The organism is Archaeoglobus sulfaticallidus PM70-1 (genome assembly GCF_000385565.1).
Taxonomy (GTDB): Archaea; Halobacteriota; Archaeoglobi; order Archaeoglobales; family Archaeoglobaceae; genus Archaeoglobus_A; species Archaeoglobus_A sulfaticallidus.
Window position 1 is genome coordinate 1766410 of the sequence record NC_021169.1, and the last position, 16526, is coordinate 1782935.

General features: G+C 44.2%; 16 protein-coding genes. 11 read left to right on the plus strand and 5 right to left on the minus strand.

All coding sequences use genetic code 11. The features are described from left to right. The first annotated feature begins 265 nt into the window (after positions 1-265). Positions 266-1150, plus strand: a complete 885-nt coding sequence (locus ASULF_RS09515) for a carbohydrate kinase family protein (RefSeq protein WP_015591519.1) — start codon at positions 266-268, stop codon at positions 1148-1150. Between the two features lie 20 nt (positions 1151-1170). Here the strand turns inward: ASULF_RS09515 and thsB are convergent, their stop codons facing one another. The 3 genes from thsB to ASULF_RS09530 form a co-directional block, all read right to left on the minus strand. After that, entirely contained in the window at positions 1171-2829 is a 1659-nt protein-coding gene (gene thsB / locus ASULF_RS09520) for a thermosome subunit beta (protein WP_015591520.1), read from the minus strand. Positions 2830-2920: 91 nt separating this feature from the next. Then, positions 2921-4426: a Na+/H+ antiporter gene (locus ASULF_RS09525; RefSeq protein WP_015591521.1), complete on the minus strand. Its 1506-nt coding sequence runs from the start codon at positions 4424-4426 to the stop codon at positions 2921-2923. A gap of 8 nt (positions 4427-4434) precedes the next feature. After that, positions 4435-5706 carry an RNA-guided endonuclease InsQ/TnpB family protein gene (locus tag ASULF_RS09530; RefSeq protein ID WP_144060538.1) on the minus strand — a complete coding sequence of 424 codons (1272 nt, stop codon included), beginning with the start codon at positions 5704-5706 and terminating at the stop codon, positions 4435-4437. A gap of 307 nt (positions 5707-6013) precedes the next feature. Here ASULF_RS09530 and ASULF_RS09535 point away from each other — a divergent pair, with 307 nt between their 5' ends. The 7 genes from ASULF_RS09535 to ASULF_RS09565 all read left to right on the plus strand — a co-directional run bounded on the left by ASULF_RS09535 (position 6014) and on the right by ASULF_RS09565 (position 11635). Next, positions 6014-7222, plus strand: a complete 1209-nt coding sequence (locus tag ASULF_RS09535) for an ArsA family ATPase (RefSeq protein WP_015591523.1) — start codon at positions 6014-6016, stop codon at positions 7220-7222. A gap of 16 nt (positions 7223-7238) precedes the next feature. Next, positions 7239-7436 carry a hypothetical protein gene (locus ASULF_RS09540; protein ID WP_015591524.1) on the plus strand — a complete coding sequence of 66 codons (198 nt, stop codon included), beginning with the start codon at positions 7239-7241 and terminating at the stop codon, positions 7434-7436. Positions 7437-7532: 96 nt separating this feature from the next. Next, on the plus strand, positions 7533-8462 hold the full coding sequence (locus ASULF_RS09545) for an MBL fold metallo-hydrolase (RefSeq protein WP_015591525.1): 930 nt from the start codon (positions 7533-7535) through the stop codon (positions 8460-8462). Positions 8463-8541: 79 nt separating this feature from the next. Continuing rightward, complete coding sequence (gene cobB / locus ASULF_RS09550; protein ID WP_015591526.1) at positions 8542-9315, plus strand: NAD-dependent protein deacetylase; 774 nt, start codon at positions 8542-8544, stop codon at positions 9313-9315. 61 nt (positions 9316-9376) lie between these two features. Continuing rightward, complete coding sequence (locus ASULF_RS09555) at positions 9377-9781, plus strand: hypothetical protein (protein WP_015591527.1); 405 nt, start codon at positions 9377-9379, stop codon at positions 9779-9781. A 73-nt stretch (positions 9782-9854) separates the two neighbouring features. Then, complete coding sequence (mch, locus tag ASULF_RS09560; RefSeq protein ID WP_015591528.1) at positions 9855-10799, plus strand: methenyltetrahydromethanopterin cyclohydrolase; 945 nt, start codon at positions 9855-9857, stop codon at positions 10797-10799. Between the two features lie 137 nt (positions 10800-10936). After that, complete coding sequence (locus ASULF_RS09565; RefSeq protein WP_015591529.1) at positions 10937-11635, plus strand: MBL fold metallo-hydrolase; 699 nt, start codon at positions 10937-10939, stop codon at positions 11633-11635. A gap of 8 nt (positions 11636-11643) precedes the next feature. On the opposite strand, the gene ASULF_RS09570 is transcribed toward ASULF_RS09565, so the two are convergent. Continuing rightward, a complete protein-coding gene (locus ASULF_RS09570; protein ID WP_015591530.1) occupies positions 11644-12810 on the minus strand; it encodes a geranylgeranyl reductase family protein in 1167 nt (388 codons plus the stop codon). Positions 12811-12949: 139 nt separating this feature from the next. Here ASULF_RS09570 and ASULF_RS09575 point away from each other — a divergent pair, with 139 nt between their 5' ends. The 3 genes from ASULF_RS09575 to ASULF_RS09585 are packed head-to-tail and all read left to right on the plus strand — an operon-like array spanning position 12950 to position 15252. Beyond that, positions 12950-13255, plus strand: coding sequence for a hypothetical protein (locus tag ASULF_RS09575; RefSeq protein WP_015591531.1), 306 nt, complete (start codon positions 12950-12952; stop codon positions 13253-13255). A 21-nt stretch (positions 13256-13276) separates the two neighbouring features. Beyond that, on the plus strand, positions 13277-13558 hold the full coding sequence (locus ASULF_RS09580; protein ID WP_015591532.1) for a hypothetical protein: 282 nt from the start codon (positions 13277-13279) through the stop codon (positions 13556-13558). A 2-nt stretch (positions 13559-13560) separates the two neighbouring features. Then, positions 13561-15252 carry a MutS-related protein gene (locus ASULF_RS09585; protein WP_015591533.1) on the plus strand — a complete coding sequence of 564 codons (1692 nt, stop codon included), beginning with the start codon at positions 13561-13563 and terminating at the stop codon, positions 15250-15252. A gap of 7 nt (positions 15253-15259) precedes the next feature. Here ASULF_RS09585 and ASULF_RS09590 read toward each other — a convergent pair whose 3' ends face one another. Next, entirely contained in the window at positions 15260-16471 is a 1212-nt protein-coding gene (locus ASULF_RS09590; protein WP_015591534.1) for a hypothetical protein, read from the minus strand. Between the last annotated feature and the right edge of the window lie 55 nt (positions 16472-16526).

The window sequence follows — 16526 nt, forward strand, 5'->3', positions numbered from 1 at the left end:
CCATACCTCAGCAAAGTCTATCTGATTCAGTGCTTGAGCTGTGCATTATGCATGCCTTGCTATGGTTATCGCAACCCCAGTAACGCTTACTGGGCTGATAGGATAGGAAGTACAGACCGAATATGTGGAGGATTCCAGTAAACCGGAGAGTACGGGGAGAGTTCATGCATGGTGCTGCAAATGCCCAGCTGGTAAAGAAGTTTCAGAGAGATAGCAGAGAATAACTTAAGAATAACTTAAAATACAAATCGACCAGAAATCCTATATGATTGCCGGATTCGGGCCTGCTCTCGTGGATTACACTCACCTGATCGACAAATACCCCCCTGCTGGAGGGCATGCGATAGTCAGAAAAACAGAGAGGTTTGCCGGAGGAGCTGCCGGGAATGTTATCTTCGGACTTTCAAAACTCGGATTGAGGTGCAGATTTTACACAACACTGGGAGAGGATGATGATTCCAGATTCTACCTCAGCGAGATGAGAAGTGCTGGAGTTGAGGTTGTTTACACCATCTCTCACCGATATGCTGGAAAGTGCGATATATATGTTGATCCCAGTGGTGAGAGAACCTTTTTCGTGCATCCCAACTCTGCGGGAATTATCAACCTCGATGTAAGCTCTGAAGACTTTAAAGAGATCGATTATGTTTATCTAGATCCTTTTCCTGCTGAGATGAGCTTTGAATTCCATCTGAGCGTTGCAAAAAAGGCCAGGAAGGAGAATTGCTGTGTTATGATCAATCCTGGATTTCCCTATATTTCTCTGGGATTCAAGAGGTTGAAGGAGTTATTGAAATATTGTGATATCGTCTTCATGTCCAGAGATGAGCTTGAAGCCATAGACGCCAGCACAGGGGACTTTCTAGAATATGTCGAGATTCTGGTTGTTACGATGGGAAAGGAAGGAAGTTCAGCCTACACTAGAGACAAAAGATTTTTTGAGAGAGCGTTTGAAGTTAAGACAGTAGACACAACCGGAGCAGGAGATGCTTTTGCAGCTGGCTTTATCTACGCATATACAAAGGGATATGATTTAGAGAAATGTCTGAAAACCGGAAACTATGTTGCATCGGTTAATGTCCAGAAGGTGGGTGCAAGAAACTTTCCAGACAGAACAGAGCTTGATAAGTTTCTGAAAATAACTGATTGAAAATAAATTAAATGGGAATGTTACATCATTCCCATTCCGCCCATTCCTCCCATGTCTCCCATGCCTTCCATGCCTTCGCCCTTGTCCTTCTCCTTGCTCAGTTCCTTGGCAGCAATGACATCATCGATTCTCAGTATCATCACAGCGACTTCAGTTGCTGAAGCGATTGCCTGTGTCTTAACCCTGAGTGGCTCAACTACTCCATTCTCCTTCATGTCCTCAACCTTGCCGGTCTCTACATTAACACCAGCATACTTGTTTCCTTTCTCGTGGGCACTCTTGAGTTCAACAAGCACATCGATTGGATCAAGTCCAGCATTCTCTGCAAGAGTCTTTGGAATGATTTCCATAGCCTTGGCGAAAGCCTCAACCGCAAGCTGCTCCCTGCCACCAAGGGTTGGAGCCCACTCCTTCAGCTTGAGTGACACATCAATTTCCGGAGCGCCACCGCCAGCGAGAACCTTTCCATCCTCCAGTGCACACTCGACGACCCTTATAGCATCCTCAATTCCTCTTGCAATCTCCTCAACGACATGCTCTGTGCCTCCCCTTATCAGGATTGTCACGGCCTTTGGATTCTTGCATCCGGTTATGAACACCATCTTCTCATCGCCGATCTTCCTCTCCTCGACGAGTTCTGCGGCACCGAGATCCTCTGGCTTAACATCCCTGAGTTCGGTAAGCACCTTCGCACCAGTTGCCTTCGAGAGCTTCTCAATGTCGCTCTTCTTGACCCTCCTTACTGCAAGCACTCCGGCCTTTGCCAGGTAGTACTGTGCAAGATCATCGATACCCTTCTGGCATATAACCACATTAGCACCAGCATTCACTATCTTGTCAACCATGTCCTTCAGCATCTTCTCTTCCTGCTCGATGAACTTCTGGAGCATCTCTGGATCGGTTATTCTTATCTTAGCATCGGTCTCGGTCTCCTTGACTTCAAGAGCACTGTTTATGAGAAGGATCTTGGCATCCTTAACCTTCTTCGGCATTGATGGATGCACGACTTCCTTATCGAGCACAACACCATCTATAAGCTCTGTCTCATCGATACTTCCGCCCTGTCTCTTCTCAATTTTGATGTACTCCGCATCAACCTCGACCTCTCCATTGACCTCCTCAGCAACGCTCTTCACAGCCCTGACGGCGATCTCAGCAAGCTTGTCAAGGGCAACTTCAGCACCCTTTCCGGTCATTGCCGTCATTGCGATCTTCTTCAGCATCTCATCATCATCCTTGCTTACCGGGATTGCAAGCTCGTTGAGAATCTCCATCGCTTTTTCAGATGCGAGCCTGTAACCGCTTGAGATGATCGCAGAGTGAATGTCCTGTTCGAGCAGTTCCTCAGCTTTCTTGAGGAACTCACCAGCGAGAACTACAGCAGTAGTTGTACCGTCTCCAACCTCATCCTCCTGTGTCTTTGCAACCTCTATGATCATTTTTGCAGCTGGATGCTCAACATCCATCTCTTTGAGGATTGTAACTCCATCATTCGTGATGACAACATCACCCAGACTGTCAACAAGCATCTTGTCCATACCCCTTGGGCCAAGAGTGCTCCTAACGGCCTCAGCAATAACCTTCGCAGCCATTATGTTCAAAGTCTGAGCATCCTTGCCTCTCGTTCTCTCCGTTCCTTCCCTCAAAATCAAAACTGGCTGACCCTGTAGTGTAGCCATTTACATCACCTCCATTGTGTAGTTTTTTATGGATTTGTTGTTCTATATAAATATTTTGGTAAGTTTGGTAAAGTAGCTGAATTCCACCAACTCATTCAAGCGCATCAAGCTCCGAATCGATCTCTTTTGTGAGTTTTCTAACAACATCTTCCCCTATTGTGCCCCTAATAGCCAGATCTCTTATTACACTCTTCTGGATGTGCAATATTCTCTTTCTAGCCTTCAAAAGAAGATCTCTTTCTGCAACATCTATTTCGAGGAGCTTTGAAGATATTTCTTCAAGCTCTACTTTAATCTCTGAGATTATCTTCTCTGCCACATTTCCTGTTATCTCACCATCTCTTCTCATCCTCTCGATCTCCATGATGCTCCTCTTCAACGCAATCCGTCTGGCTATATGCTCCTCATAGATTGATTCTTCTCTCCTGAAGATCCTCTTGACTATATACTCCAAGCTCAGTCCCTGAACTATAAGTGAGAAAAGCACCACTCCGAATGTCATGCTCGCAATCATATCCCTATGGGGGATGTCAGACAGCGATAATGCGAGAGCTACAGGAATGGTACCATGCAGTCCGCCCCAGAATACTATATGCTTCCATCTGGCAGGAATTCTTTCAGATATCTTATCTGTGAGCGTTAGCAGGGGATAAACTGCAAGAGCCCTGCCTGCTATCACCACTGGAATTGCGAGCAGAGTCTCCATAGAATAAACGAATATCTTCTCACCACTGACATCTATCCCTATCAGCAGGAAAACTATGGAGTTCACGATGAAAACGAACAGAGCCCAGAAATCTGTCAGAGCTATCCTAGTCGATGGAGACATCGAAAACAGCCTTCCATAGTTTCCAATTATCAGACCAGCGGTAACCACAGCAATTACACCGCTAACATGAACGCTTTCAGCGAAAAGATATGTGGAGTATGCGAGGATTATGGTAATCGTTATCTCGATCAAATGATCATCGATGTACCTCAAAATCCTGTAAGCCGTATAGCCAAAGGAGAATCCCACCACAATACCGCCAACAGTCACGAAACCGAACTCAACCATTCCAGATACCAGGCTAAAATGACCTGTGCGAACCATTTCGAGTATGAGACCGAATATCACCACGCCAGTTCCATCGTTCAGTATGCTCTCGCCCTCAATTATCGTTGAAAGTCTCTTTGGAGCTTTAAGCTCCCTGAATGTCGCAAGAACCGAGACCGGATCTGTGGGGGTTATCATCGCCCCAAATAAGAGAGCAATTGATAAGGGAATGCTGAGAAGCCATCTGACAAGGAATCCTGTAACAACCACAGAGACCAAAACACCCACAATTGCCAGACACAAGATAGGTTTGAAGTTCGATCTAAGTTCTCCAAGATCAGTGTTCAATGCTCCCTCAAACAGCAGAGGAGGAAGTATCAAAAGAAAAATGAGATCCTCTGAGAGTTTTATTTCGGGGAATATGTTCGCCAAACCTACCAGAAGGCCAACAACCACAAGCGCAATAGTATATGGCAGTCTAACATACTTAACCACTATAGCCACAGCTACAGAAATCATGAGCAAAGCGATGAATTCGTAAAGTTGGAACGCAAGATCCATGTTGACACTCACCTCACTAAAAGTGGGGTGATTCTTGCTTCTGAGGGTCTCACGCTCATCCGCACCCACATCGAGCTTTTACTCTCAGGTGCGTCGTCCACCCTCAGAAGCAAGGGGTGAGCCAGCACCCCGTTAAACCCTTCTCCGTGGAGAAGGGCTATATTTAACACACCAACAACATCTCTGTGAGCCTTAACGCCGCAGTTCAGACATTTAAACAGCCTCTTGTGCTTCTTAACGTTTTTAGAATGACACCACGGACATTCTGATGAAGTGTATGCTTCATCGACGGGTTTAACCTTAATTCCGAAGTTCTCTGCTGTTGTTCTCAGTCTTTCCATTATGTAGCCGAAAGACCAGAAGTTGTGGATCATGGAGTTGACTTTGCTTCCGTTGTCGTTGTTATCTCTGATGTGTGTGATATCTCCGATAACGATCTCTCCAACGCTCTTCGCATGGCAGAGCCTAACAAAGCGATACACTATCGTGTTGATGTTGTGTCTGAACCTTCGTTTTCTCTTGCGGTACAGCCTTTTGAGTCGTTTCGAGGTGTTTTTGTTGTTCACTTGCTTGAGGTGGGACTGACACCTGGCTATCTTCTTAGACCAGTACCACCAGTCTGCTAACAACGGTTTCCCGCTGAAAGCGATGGGTTGTCTTTCGCCTTCGATACAAGCTGTTATGATGTTGATCACGCCGAGGTCGGCGTACGCCCTCTTGGTTGATCTGACTTCTTCAACTTCAACCTCAACAGACTGAAGGGCATACCACCGACCCGTTAAATCGTCATAATGAATCTCCAGCCTGCCTTGTTTCCCTCTCCACTTTACACAACCGGTTATCCTAATCTTCAAACCTTTAGGCAGGATTAACCACTTCTTTCCTCTCACCTCCTCTATGCGATAGCAATCATTCCGGATGATGGTCATTAATTTCTTTTTTCCAGTTCTGCGATTCTTCCAGTAGCGTGGTGGGGAAACCTTGTGTACGTGTTTTGGGAGCTTATCCTGTTGCTTGAGCCTCAGAAGCTTAAGGAAGCTCCTCCATGCCTCATCGTTCTTCCTGATTATCTGTTGAGTGGTGGCTGAGCCCAGTATTCGCTTGAACTCGTTGTATTCTTCTTCTGTATTCCAATCAATTTCGCCAGCGAAGAAAGACTGTCTTCGCTTGTAGTTTACCCTGTTCCATAGAACGGCAGACATCTCGCAGAGAGAGAAGAGTACTTTCTCTTGCTTTTTTGTCGGTCTCAGACGGAATTTGTTTACCCTTCTGACCTTCATGAGCATATTATGTTTGGACTTTGGAGTATTTAAGTCTGGGGAGTGGTGTGAAAGTGAAAGTGCCTACCCGCCTCCCCTATTTCATTCCCTGATAAAGTGGCTGTCCAGCAATTCAAATTTGTGTGAAAAAGGAAGTCGTTCAGGCCTGCAATTTAAAAATAAACGGGATGAATTATTATTCTCAGTAATTATCGGACAGCCTCTGAAAGCGGGGAGCTTTCTTAGCGACTTTTTGTAAAAATTATACTGACAATTTAATAACATTTCAGGGGTTAGCTTTTTAATCCGATTTATACAAGCATACAAGATGATCAAAAAAATTCTTTCTGGAGAAACCAAAGATAAATCCGATTCAAAAGATAAGCCAAAAACGAGGATTATTCTCTTCACAGGAAAGGGTGGTGTTGGTAAAACCACAGTTGCCTCAGCAACAGCAATAAAGACATCAAAGCTTGGAAAGAAAACACTCATAATATCCACAGACCCGGCCCACAGCCTTTCCGACTCATTCGGCATTGAACTCGGCCCTGAGCCCACGAAAGTGAGGGACAACCTCTTTGCAATGGAAGTCAATATTGAATACGAGCTTGAAAAGCACTGGGAGACCATAAAAGAGTATCTGAAGATCTTTTTCCAGTCACAGGGAATAGATGATGTTGTTGCTGAGGAGCTTGCCATATTCCCCGGATTCGATGAGCTCGCGAGCCTGCTGCACCTTCTGGACAATTACGAGAAAGGAACTTATGAAGTAATAATCCTCGACTGCGCTCCAACCGGAGAGACCTTGAGGTTGCTCAGCGTTCCGGAGATCGCGAAGTGGTACATGAACAGGTTCTTCGGAATCGAGAGAAGGCTTCTGAAAATCGTTAAGCCAATTGCCGAGCCAGTCTTGGATGTTCCGCTGCCATCAGAAGAGGTTCTCGATAAGATACAGGATCTCTATATGAGAATTGGAAGGCTCAAGGAAATACTTGAGAGTCCTCAAACGAGTGTCAGAATCGTAATGAACCCGGAGAAAATGGTTATCAGGGAGTCAGAAAGAGCGTTCACATATCTCAACCTGTTCGGATACAGGGTTGATGCCGTGATCATAAATAAGTACATCCCGGAAGAGGCTGGAGATTACTTCAAGAAGTGGATAGAGATTCAGAAGGAGTACCTGAAAGAGATATACGAAAGATTTCCAGTAAAGAAGTTCATGCTCAAGTTCAAGTCGGAAGAGGTTGTTGGAAGCTTGCTTGATGAGATAGCGGACGAACTCTACGATTCAGACCCATCGCAGGTTTTCACAGAGATGAAGCCCATGGAAATATTCTCAGAAAATGGAGACTTCTACCTGTCGATAAAAGCTCCTTTCGTTAAAAAGGAAGATATAAAGCTTTTGAAGAGGGGCGAGGAACTGATAGTTGTTGCCGGGCAGTGGAAGAGGATTATATATCTGCCCCAGTCTCTCGCCTTAAAGGAGCCTGTTTCAGCAAAATTTATGAGCGGTGAAATAAGAATTAAGTTTAAATAGACAAAAAGGTGGTAAAATGAAGGAAATAAAGATAAAAGTTCCGGATATTGATGAAATCCTTCCAGAAGAGGTTATGAAACACCTGCTTCAGTCATACAAGGAACTGCTGATGGCTTTTAAGAAGGGTATCGAATACAAGATTGAAAGGATCGATAGAATTGAGGAAAAAATGACCACGAAAAAGAAAGAACTGAAAAAAATAGATATCGAATAAAATTTTTTTAATTCAGAGATACAGCGACCTTCAATGAAGATGCGGGAGAAGTGTAAGGACTGTATGACATGCTTCAAACAGAAGAAGTGATTGTTGATGGATTCCATTTATTTTCTTGATCATTATGGATTTTTTCCATACAGAAGAAAGTCAGGGAAAGGTGCCAAACCTCATATAAGCCTCAGATTCAATTTTGGAGAGGTTTTTGATGTCCACATCGACACATATGCCGGCAAGGGATCCAGCTATATCAACCTCATAACCCATGCCCATTCAGACCACTACGGACAGTACAATCTCGATAATCCAAACGCCATCGCATCTCAGGAGACTGCCAGAATGCTTTCCGTTCTGAACGGTAAGAGATTCATCGGGAGAACCTTTGAAATCGGTAAAGAGATCAAACTCAACGGCTTAAGGATTAAAACATATCCCACCGAGCACATCTTCGGCTCCTCAGCCTTCCTGATAGAATCAGAATCCAGAATTCTCATTACCGGAGATGTCAAGGATTATAGAAAGCTTCCCAGATGTGATGTGCTGATAACCGAAGCAACCTATGGAAAGCCGGACTTTACATTCGAGGAAGAGATCGATAAGCTCATAAATGAAGCTAAGAACTCCGTGCTTGGAGTCTATCCAATAGGAAAGGCTCAGAGGACAGCAAAAATTCTTTCGGAGAATGGCTACTCTGTTTCAGGAGAGGATAAGATCACAAAGCTTTGCAAGGCGTTTGACATAGATGTGTCAAACGAGGGAGATGTTAAGCTCGTATCTCCAAGAAATCTGTACAGCCATAGTGGTAGGAAATACATCCTGACCGCCCAGAGGTTCTACAGGATCCCAAGGATTGTGATAAGCGACCATCTTGACTTCAACGGGCTGATTGACATGATCGAGCACTGCAATCCCGAGCATGTTATATTCTACCACGGCAAACCCTCTGAAGAGCTTTTGCAGAGGTTCAGGAGTTCAATTTTAAAAGATTTTGCAGTATTGAGCGAAGAAAAGTTAGCTAACAGCTAACCAGCAGCCAGCCAACAGTCAACCAACTACAGCCAACTGACTGAAAAAATTATAAGAAAAAGTTGTAACAAATAGCTCTATGCCTGAAGCATTCGATGAAGCATTCAACGAAGTAGTGGACATGCTCAAGGAATCCAAGCATGCAATAGTGCTTACCGGAGCGGGAATCTCAGCAGAAAGCGGTATACCCACCTTCAGGGGCAAGGATGGGCTGTGGAACAAGTACAGACCAGAAGAACTCGCAACTCCGGAAGCTTTCAGGCGAAATCCTGCTCTTGTGTGGGAATGGTATGCCTGGAGGATGAACCTGGTTTTCAGCAGGGAGCCCAATTACGCCCATAGAGCAATAGCCAAGCTGGAAGACACGGGCTACATAAAGCATGTAATAACCCAGAATGTGGATGACTTACATGAGAGGGCAGGAAGCAGGAATGTAACACATCTCCACGGAAAGCTGAAAGAAGTCAAATGCTGGAACGGATGTATTCAAATTGCCTTACCGTCTGACCTCGTAGATCTATCCAGAATACCGGAAGAGCTTCCGAAATGCCCTGAATGCAGTGGACTTCTTCGCCCCGCAGTGGTCTGGTTTGGTGAAAGGCTTGATCCAGATGTACTGATGAGATCGTTCGATCTTGCAGAAAAAAGCGATCTGATACTGGTTGTTGGTACTTCAGCGGTCGTTCAGCCAGCAGCATCAGTACCGATGATGACCAAGAGGAGTGGGGGTAAAATTATCGAGATAAACCCTGACGAGACTCCACTCACACCATACTCTGATATATCCCTGAGGTTATCAGCTGTCAAGGCGTTTGAAGGTATAATGAAAGAACTGGAGCTTGATCAAATCTGAGATAGCATCATAAGATATTACCATCAAAAATATTTTAAAAGTGAAAGTTTAATGAAGATGCATGAGATTCGGTGGCGGGGAAATTACAAGAAGATTCTACATAAACATCGCACTTTCTCTCCTCTCGGGTTTCATAATCTTTTTCTGGGGCTATGGATTGTATGAAATCCTCACAACATTCCAGATATACTTCAGATTATCATACATCCTGCTTGCATTCACAATAGCGTTCATCTTCTTCACAGCCTTTCTCGAGCACAGGGGGGTTGAGATACCCTACCTGTTCGTTAGCTCAGCTCTGCTTGCGTCGCTTTTCACATTCATCGGACTGTGCATAGTCAATGGTGTGATATCAATCTACAAATCCTTCCCGCCGATAGACAACTTTCTGATAATGTTCTCCATAAGCATAATCGTGGGCTTTATTTTCATCAAGATGGTTTTCACACAGCAGATGTTCGAGTAGATCTCGATCAGATGCCCGATTAAAAACAAAATATTGAAGTACTATAATGGCTCTTATCCGTAGTGGTGATAGTATGGTTAGCATAAACGAAATGGCCATGGATATTGTTGAGGACATGCTCGATTTCGAAGAAGAACTGAGGATCGAGTCAAAGAAGCTCGAGAACGGAGCGACAGTAATAGATTGCGGTGTTAATGTACCCGGTGGTTACGAGGCAGGAATACTCTACACGCAGATCTGCATGGGTGGACTTGCCGAGATAGAGATAGTCACGGATACGATAAACGATGTACCATTTGCGTTCATAACTGAATACACAGATCATCCTGCAGTGGCATGCCTTGGAAGCCAGAAAGCAGGGTGGGCTATCAGCGTTGGGAAGTACTTTGCCATGGGGAGTGGGCCAGCAAGAGCTTTGGCTCTCAAGCCAAAGAAGACTTACGAGAAAATAGAATATCAAGATGACTCCGAATATGCCGTAATAGCTCTTGAGGCTTCAAAACTGCCGAATGAAGAGGTAATGGAATTCATAGCCAAAGAGTGTGATGTCGATCCCGAGAATGTGTATGCTGTAGTTGCTCCAACAGCCTCAATTGTTGGAAGCGTTCAGATCTCAGGTAGAATCGTCGAGACCGCGATATACAAGATGACGGAGATCGGATATGATCCAAAGCTCATCGTCAGCGGTGCTGGCAGGTGCCCGATAGCGCCCATCGTTGGAGATGACCTAAAGGCAATGGGTTCAACCAATGACAGCATGATGTACTATGGAAGCGTTTTCCTCACAGTCAAGGAATACGATGAGATCCTGAAGAATGTACCATCCAACACCTCAAAGGATTATGGAAAGCCGTTCTACGAGATATTCAAGGACGCCAACTTCGACTTCTACAAGATAGATCCAAACCTCTTTGCTCCGGCACAGATTGCCGTGAACGATCTCTCTACCGGAAAGACCTATGTCCATGGAAAGCTGAATGCTGAGGTTCTGTTCAAATCCTACAATATCCAGCTTTGATTTTGTTATTTTATTTTTCAATTTATTAGCGCATAGCTTTGTCCTCGCGCTCTGTTACTGGAAGTGTTCATCCCTGCCACTACCTACCTAGAGAACATCAGGAAACCTTAATAGCCAAAAAATAATCAACCACGAGCATGAAGCTCGTAACCGTTGGCACAGGAACTGCTGTGGCTGATGGGCGATGTCAGAGCTGTGTGCTGATTGATGACAGGATAGCGGTTGATGTAGGGATTGGAAGCCTTCTAAGGATCGGAAAGCTAACAAACAACCTCTCAGCGATTCTCTTGACTCACAACCACCTCGATCACAATGGAGATGTTCTGGCCATCCTGAAATCGAGATGGCTCAGCGGGATTGAGGAGAGGCCCAAAATAATAGGCCCAGCAGGCACAATAAACCACATCGAATCTCTTTTTGAGAGCTATCCTTATCTAAGAAAGAAACTCTCCTTTGAGTTGATGGAGGTTGAAAACGAGAAATTTGAGGTTGATGGGTTCGAGGTTGAGGCCATAGCAACCAAGCACTCGATAAAAAGCACAGCTTACCTAATAGACTCCGAGGTTCTGATAAGCGGGGACACGAGAGCCATGAAAGAAGTTGTCGGTAGGGAATGTAAGGTTCTGATCCACGAGATGTCCCTGCCATTTGGCTTCAAGGCAGTCGATCACACGACTCCTGAAAATTTCAAAGAAGTCCTTGACTCATGCACGGCTGAAAAGATCCTGCTGACCCATATCTACCCAAATGCGATGGAGCAGATTGACACCATACTCGAGTATCTGGATGATGAAAGGATTGAGGTAGCAAGAGATGGCGACGAATTCGTAGTCTGAGCTTCCTGCTACCTGAACAGCATATTCAGAAAAGGAATAAATGCTGAAGCGACCCTGAGCTTTAAAGGAACCTTGCTGTGCAGGATCTTCCACATATCCTTTTCGCTTATCAGCCTCATATACCTGGATAGCCTCGAATCGCTGTCGGAAATGCGATCCCACAAGCTCTTTATGTAGTAGCTGTCCAGCATAGCCTTCAGCATCGCCATCTTCCACATTTCATCGAATTTCTCAAGCCTTGAAAAGTCGTTGCGGTCAAAACACTCGTTTATAATCTTTCCGGCGAAATCTCCTGCCAGCATGGATGTTGGAATTCCTGCCCCAACATGGCTTATCACCATCCCTGCAGCATCTCCGAGGAGAATTGTTCGCCCATGAACAGCTTTTTCCAGTGGGAGATCTACAGGCACAACTGCACCGATCTCACTCACAACTTTGGAGTTCCTGAGGAACTTCGATGAGTGAGGATACTCCCTGACAAACCTTTCAAGAGCCTTTTTTGCGTTGTCTCCCTTCTCCCCTTTGGCTCTAACGAATCCAACACCAACATTCGCCAAGCCATCTCCTTTAGGAATTATCCACGCGTAACCACCGGGGCATATCCTTTTGCCAACATACATGTAAACCACATCCTCATCGCACTCAACGCCCTCCATGACATACTGCTTTGCCGGGACGGTGAATCTCTTAAACCCCAGAGCTGAAGAAATTCTTGAGTTGGCTCCATCACATCCCGCAACAACCTCAGCCTTTATCCTTTTGCCACCAAAAAGCTCAACCTCGTTTTTAGATGGATTGTACCTTATAATTCTCTCTCCTTTCATGATGCTGTGTCCACTCTTCTCAGCAATATCCGTGATCATCTCATCTCTCTCAACAACATGCATCTCAAAATCGACTGTTATCTCCCTTCCATCCGGAGTGATAAAGGACATATATTTTGTCCGATTGCTCTCGTATTTTCGGGGAATGTCAAACAGAGAGTAATCTTCCAGATCCGGAAGAAGGATTTTCATTTCATCTTTTGTTGGAACTATCTCTCCACATTCAACCGGATAGCCGAGTTTCTGTCTCTTATCTATGCCAATTACATCCAAATCCTTCAGGCTCCTGAGCAGAAAAGCTCCAGCTATACCAACACCGGCAACACAGACATCGTGATTTTGAGCGGGCATGATGTAGATATCATTGTTCAATTTTTAAATCTGGTGTTAGTGTTGATTTTTGTGTTCATTTGCTTATTGCATCAAAATATAAATTTTTCAGATTTCAAAGAGAAAAATTCAAGTAATGATAAAGCCCTGCCAATCTTAAATGAGTGATTGTCTCGATAGGAAAGAGATGCTGAAAAAGATAATGGACTCTTTTGAGCACATCAAAAAAGCTCTCAGGGAGAAATCTGTATGCGAGGGCAGGAAGGTAATAATCTTCGACCCGCCGTACACACTGCACCTGATGAAGGATGAGTATATTGCTCTCTACTACGAAAATGAGGAGTTAGCCTGCCTGACCTATGAGAGATTCAGCTTCTGCGATGATGTGGCCTGCCAGATAATGGACTCATGGCTGAAAACCCTGACATCCTTTGGATTCAAGAGGTTTTTGTTGCGGAGGAGATAGGAAGAGATAGGAGGTGTTTGCATGGGTATCAAAACCATAGAGTTCACGGTCGATGAGTTTGGGGAGTGGCTTAAAGACAGGGGCTATCAGAACCTGATGGGGGAGGAGAACTTCGAGATCTTTCTCAGCCAGGGACTGGCCTTCATGCTGTTCACGAGCAGCAACCTTCTTATGAGTTTCATATTCAACAAGCTCGGACTCCCTTCTGAGAGGCTGAACGAGAGAATAAGGCTGGAAGTTGGAAAGAGGGTTAAGGAGATATTTGCTGATGGTAGCAACTTCAGAATAGTTCTGGATGTTTGAGCATGTTTGTGGACTTTGATTTCAACACAAGGCAATGTAAGTTGAGTAGAGATGCAAAAGAAATATACAGAGCAATCTTATCTGAGATTCGGGACAGACTAATCTTCGAAGAGTCTAGGGACTTTTTGAGTCTTTTCAAGCCAGTAGCAGACAAGAACGAAATTCTCAAGAGACAGAATTATTTTAAAAAAATTTTTGAGAAAATAAACTCTGTTGAGCTACATAAGTTCGATCCACTGAACTTCAGGCTAAAGCGGCTCAACGATAGAGTTGTTTTTACAGAGGAACCTGAAAAAGCTATATCACTCGGGTTATGTGATGTTAATGTTGTGGGGGATTACCCATTAGTTCTATCACCTGATGGGGGTAGATTTAACAGAATTGAAATACAGGAAGTCTCTGCTGAGGAAATAGCTCCAGAGGTTTTTGTTGAAGAGCTGTACTCAAAAAGAGATACCTTACTTGCAGTCGAGAAAATAATGAACTCTATAAGTATAAACAGCGTAGCTCCAGAGATTTTAAGAGAAATTGATCGATATGAAGAGATAGTCGGGAAAGAAAACAGGATAAAAGAGTTTGAAGAGTTCGTCCATAAAAAGCTTGGTGAGATCAAGGAGAGCATAGAGAAAAGGCTCGAGAAGGAGAAGATCGTGCTCAGTGGCAGGGATATTCTTGAGTTCATGCAGAAGGGGAGCTTTGATGTCTTTTCGATAATTGAGGATGCGATTTTTGAAGAAGTTTTAAAAGCTGAGCAGGAGATCGCTGAAAAATTTGGTTTTCGTGCTGAGTTTTTTGTCAGAAAGGTAATGCCGGAGATCAATTTTGATGAGCTTGAGAGAGTGAAGCAGGAGCTTGAGCGAGAATTGACTGTTGAAAGATATATGCTGGCGAGAGACATAATGAGAAAGATAAAACACATTCTGCCCAAGTTAAAGGAGGAATTTGAGATTGTTTATGAGCTGGATATCGCCAGAGCCATCAGAAGCTACCTCGGTGAATTCATCTTTCCGCAAATCGGAAACTGCATTTACTTCAGAGAGGCGAGAAATCTTTTCATCAGGGATCCACAGCCAGTAACCTACTTCGTAGGGTTCGATACAATCGAAAATTTCTCAGAAGATTTGGCAAAGGGTGTTGTCGTGCTTACGGGAGCTAACAGCGGTGGAAAGACATCGCTGCTAATGCTCATTGTCCAGATACAAGTGCTGGCTCAGATGGGTTTTCCTGTTCCGGCTGAGCAGGCTGTGGTGAATGTTCTGGATGAGATCTTCTTTTTCAAGAAAAAGAAATCCGTGTACGGTGCTGGAGCATTTGAAACAGCTTTGAAAAGTTTGATAAATGCCTTAAAGGGCAAAGGGAGGAAACTGATACTCCTTGACGAATTCGAGGCTATAACCGAGCCCGGAGCGGGTGTGAAAATACTTTCTGCCTTGCTTAAGGTAGCGTACGAGAAAAGGTTCTACACGGTTGTGGTCTCGCATTTAGGTCATGAGCTTGAGCTGGATTTCGTCAGGGTTGATGGGATATACGCAAAGGGGCTGGATGATGAGCTCAATCTGATAGTTGACAGGCAGCCGAAGTTTGGAGCTATAGGGAGGAGCACTCCTGAGCTAATTGTCGAGAGAATATACCTGATGAGCAAGGGAGAGGAGAAAAAGATCGTTGAGATGGTGCGAAAGGTCTTTCAGGAGTAAGCTGCCATCACACCTCCCTTCTTAAAATGAAGAACAGTGCTACAAGAATCCCGCCAATAACTGCAATGGTTATACTGCCAGCGAACAGTCCCGGCAAACCCTTGGTATCGCTTTTTGAAGTCTCTGACATCTCAGAAGTCTTCTCATTTGACTTCTCTTTTGGATTTATTGTAAGGTGTGGCAGTGACTCGAAATCATTGCTTTCCAGCTTTTTCAGCATGTCTCTTTCTGCAAGATTCATCTGATCCACAACATTTATGCTGTTGTTTGCAGCGATATCAACAACTCTCTTTCTATCTTCGCCCATCACGATCTTTTTTGTTTCGTAGCCAATAACCCAGATTCTGTGATTGGATGGAGCAAATATCACAAGTTTAGCCTTTTTACCGTCAAAGCTTTCAACCTTCACATCCAAAAACGACTTCTGAACCTCTAGGGGCAATTTCAGATAATCAGAATTCTTGCTGTTGTTCACGGCAATCGAGATGCTGTAGTCTCCCGGTTTAAGCCATAAATCATCGAACTCGATTTCTCCAGTTAGAGAGCTAAATCTCGCAGTTTTCTCCAGCATATAGCTCTCGTTTTGGAGTACAACTCTTGTGAAGAACTCAGCGTTCGTTTTGATAATGATGGTAATTGGCTCACCCACATAAATTTCTGATGGGGCTTTAACAGACTCGATCTTGAATTTTTCGACATAGACCTTCGTCTCGTTAAGCACGAGCGAGCCAAAAATAACCTTCAGGTTGTATATCCCTTCTGGAACATCAAAACTCACCTCAAACTTTCCATCATTTACCTCCACCTCTTTCTCCACGCTGTTAAGTCTTATCTTTAGCTTGTATCCATTTGGAATATTTGTCTCTCCCAAAACAACCACTTTTCCAGAAATTTTTGATTTTATGCTTACATCTGCATGAGCTTTAAACGATTTGATCTTTATATCCTTCAGAAACTCGCTTGTCCTATCGGCAATGTATAGTTTATAGATTCCGGGAGAGAGCTTAGAAGTCGGGATCTCCAGAGTTTTGGATTTCTCGATGTTCATGCTCAGAACGGTTGTATCGTTAACGATGCTCAGGCTTGCATTTCCGGAAGTATATATCTTGAGTGTAATGTTCTCCCCCTGAAGGAACTCGTACTTGTTGAGCTCAACGATAACGGCATTTGCTTTTACCACCATGAGCAGCATGAACATTGCCAGAGCTACCCGCTTCATCAAAACTCGTTATATTCTTAAGATAAAAATCCATCGGAAAAAATACTTAAGGAAA

What these genes read in the sequence shown, in the direction of transcription:
- ASULF_RS09580 (WP_015591532.1), top strand. Translation starts at nt 13,277, where the DNA reads ATGGGTATCAAAACCATAGAGTTCACGGTCGATGAGTTTGGGGAGTGG.
- cobB (WP_015591526.1), top strand. Translation starts at nt 8,542, where the DNA reads ATGCCTGAAGCATTCGATGAAGCATTCAACGAAGTAGTGGACATGCTC.
- ASULF_RS09545 (WP_015591525.1), top strand. Translation starts at nt 7,533, where the DNA reads ATGGATTCCATTTATTTTCTTGATCATTATGGATTTTTTCCATACAGA.
- thsB (WP_015591520.1), bottom strand. Translation starts at nt 2,829, where the DNA reads ATGGCTACACTACAGGGTCAGCCAGTTTTGATTTTGAGGGAAGGAACG.
- ASULF_RS09525 (WP_015591521.1), bottom strand. Translation starts at nt 4,426, where the DNA reads ATGGATCTTGCGTTCCAACTTTACGAATTCATCGCTTTGCTCATGATT.
- ASULF_RS09535 (WP_015591523.1), top strand. Translation starts at nt 6,014, where the DNA reads ATGATCAAAAAAATTCTTTCTGGAGAAACCAAAGATAAATCCGATTCA.
- ASULF_RS09565 (WP_015591529.1), top strand. Translation starts at nt 10,937, where the DNA reads ATGAAGCTCGTAACCGTTGGCACAGGAACTGCTGTGGCTGATGGGCGA.
- ASULF_RS09515 (WP_015591519.1), top strand. Translation starts at nt 266, where the DNA reads ATGATTGCCGGATTCGGGCCTGCTCTCGTGGATTACACTCACCTGATC.
- ASULF_RS09530 (WP_144060538.1), bottom strand. Translation starts at nt 5,706, where the DNA reads ATGAAGGTCAGAAGGGTAAACAAATTCCGTCTGAGACCGACAAAAAAG.
- mch (WP_015591528.1), top strand. Translation starts at nt 9,855, where the DNA reads ATGGTTAGCATAAACGAAATGGCCATGGATATTGTTGAGGACATGCTC.
- ASULF_RS09585 (WP_015591533.1), top strand. Translation starts at nt 13,561, where the DNA reads ATGTTTGTGGACTTTGATTTCAACACAAGGCAATGTAAGTTGAGTAGA.
- ASULF_RS09575 (WP_015591531.1), top strand. Translation starts at nt 12,950, where the DNA reads ATGAGTGATTGTCTCGATAGGAAAGAGATGCTGAAAAAGATAATGGAC.
- ASULF_RS09590 (WP_015591534.1), bottom strand. Translation starts at nt 16,471, where the DNA reads ATGAAGCGGGTAGCTCTGGCAATGTTCATGCTGCTCATGGTGGTAAAA.
- ASULF_RS09555 (WP_015591527.1), top strand. Translation starts at nt 9,377, where the DNA reads ATGAGATTCGGTGGCGGGGAAATTACAAGAAGATTCTACATAAACATC.
- ASULF_RS09570 (WP_015591530.1), bottom strand. Translation starts at nt 12,810, where the DNA reads ATGCCCGCTCAAAATCACGATGTCTGTGTTGCCGGTGTTGGTATAGCT.
- ASULF_RS09540 (WP_015591524.1), top strand. Translation starts at nt 7,239, where the DNA reads ATGAAGGAAATAAAGATAAAAGTTCCGGATATTGATGAAATCCTTCCA.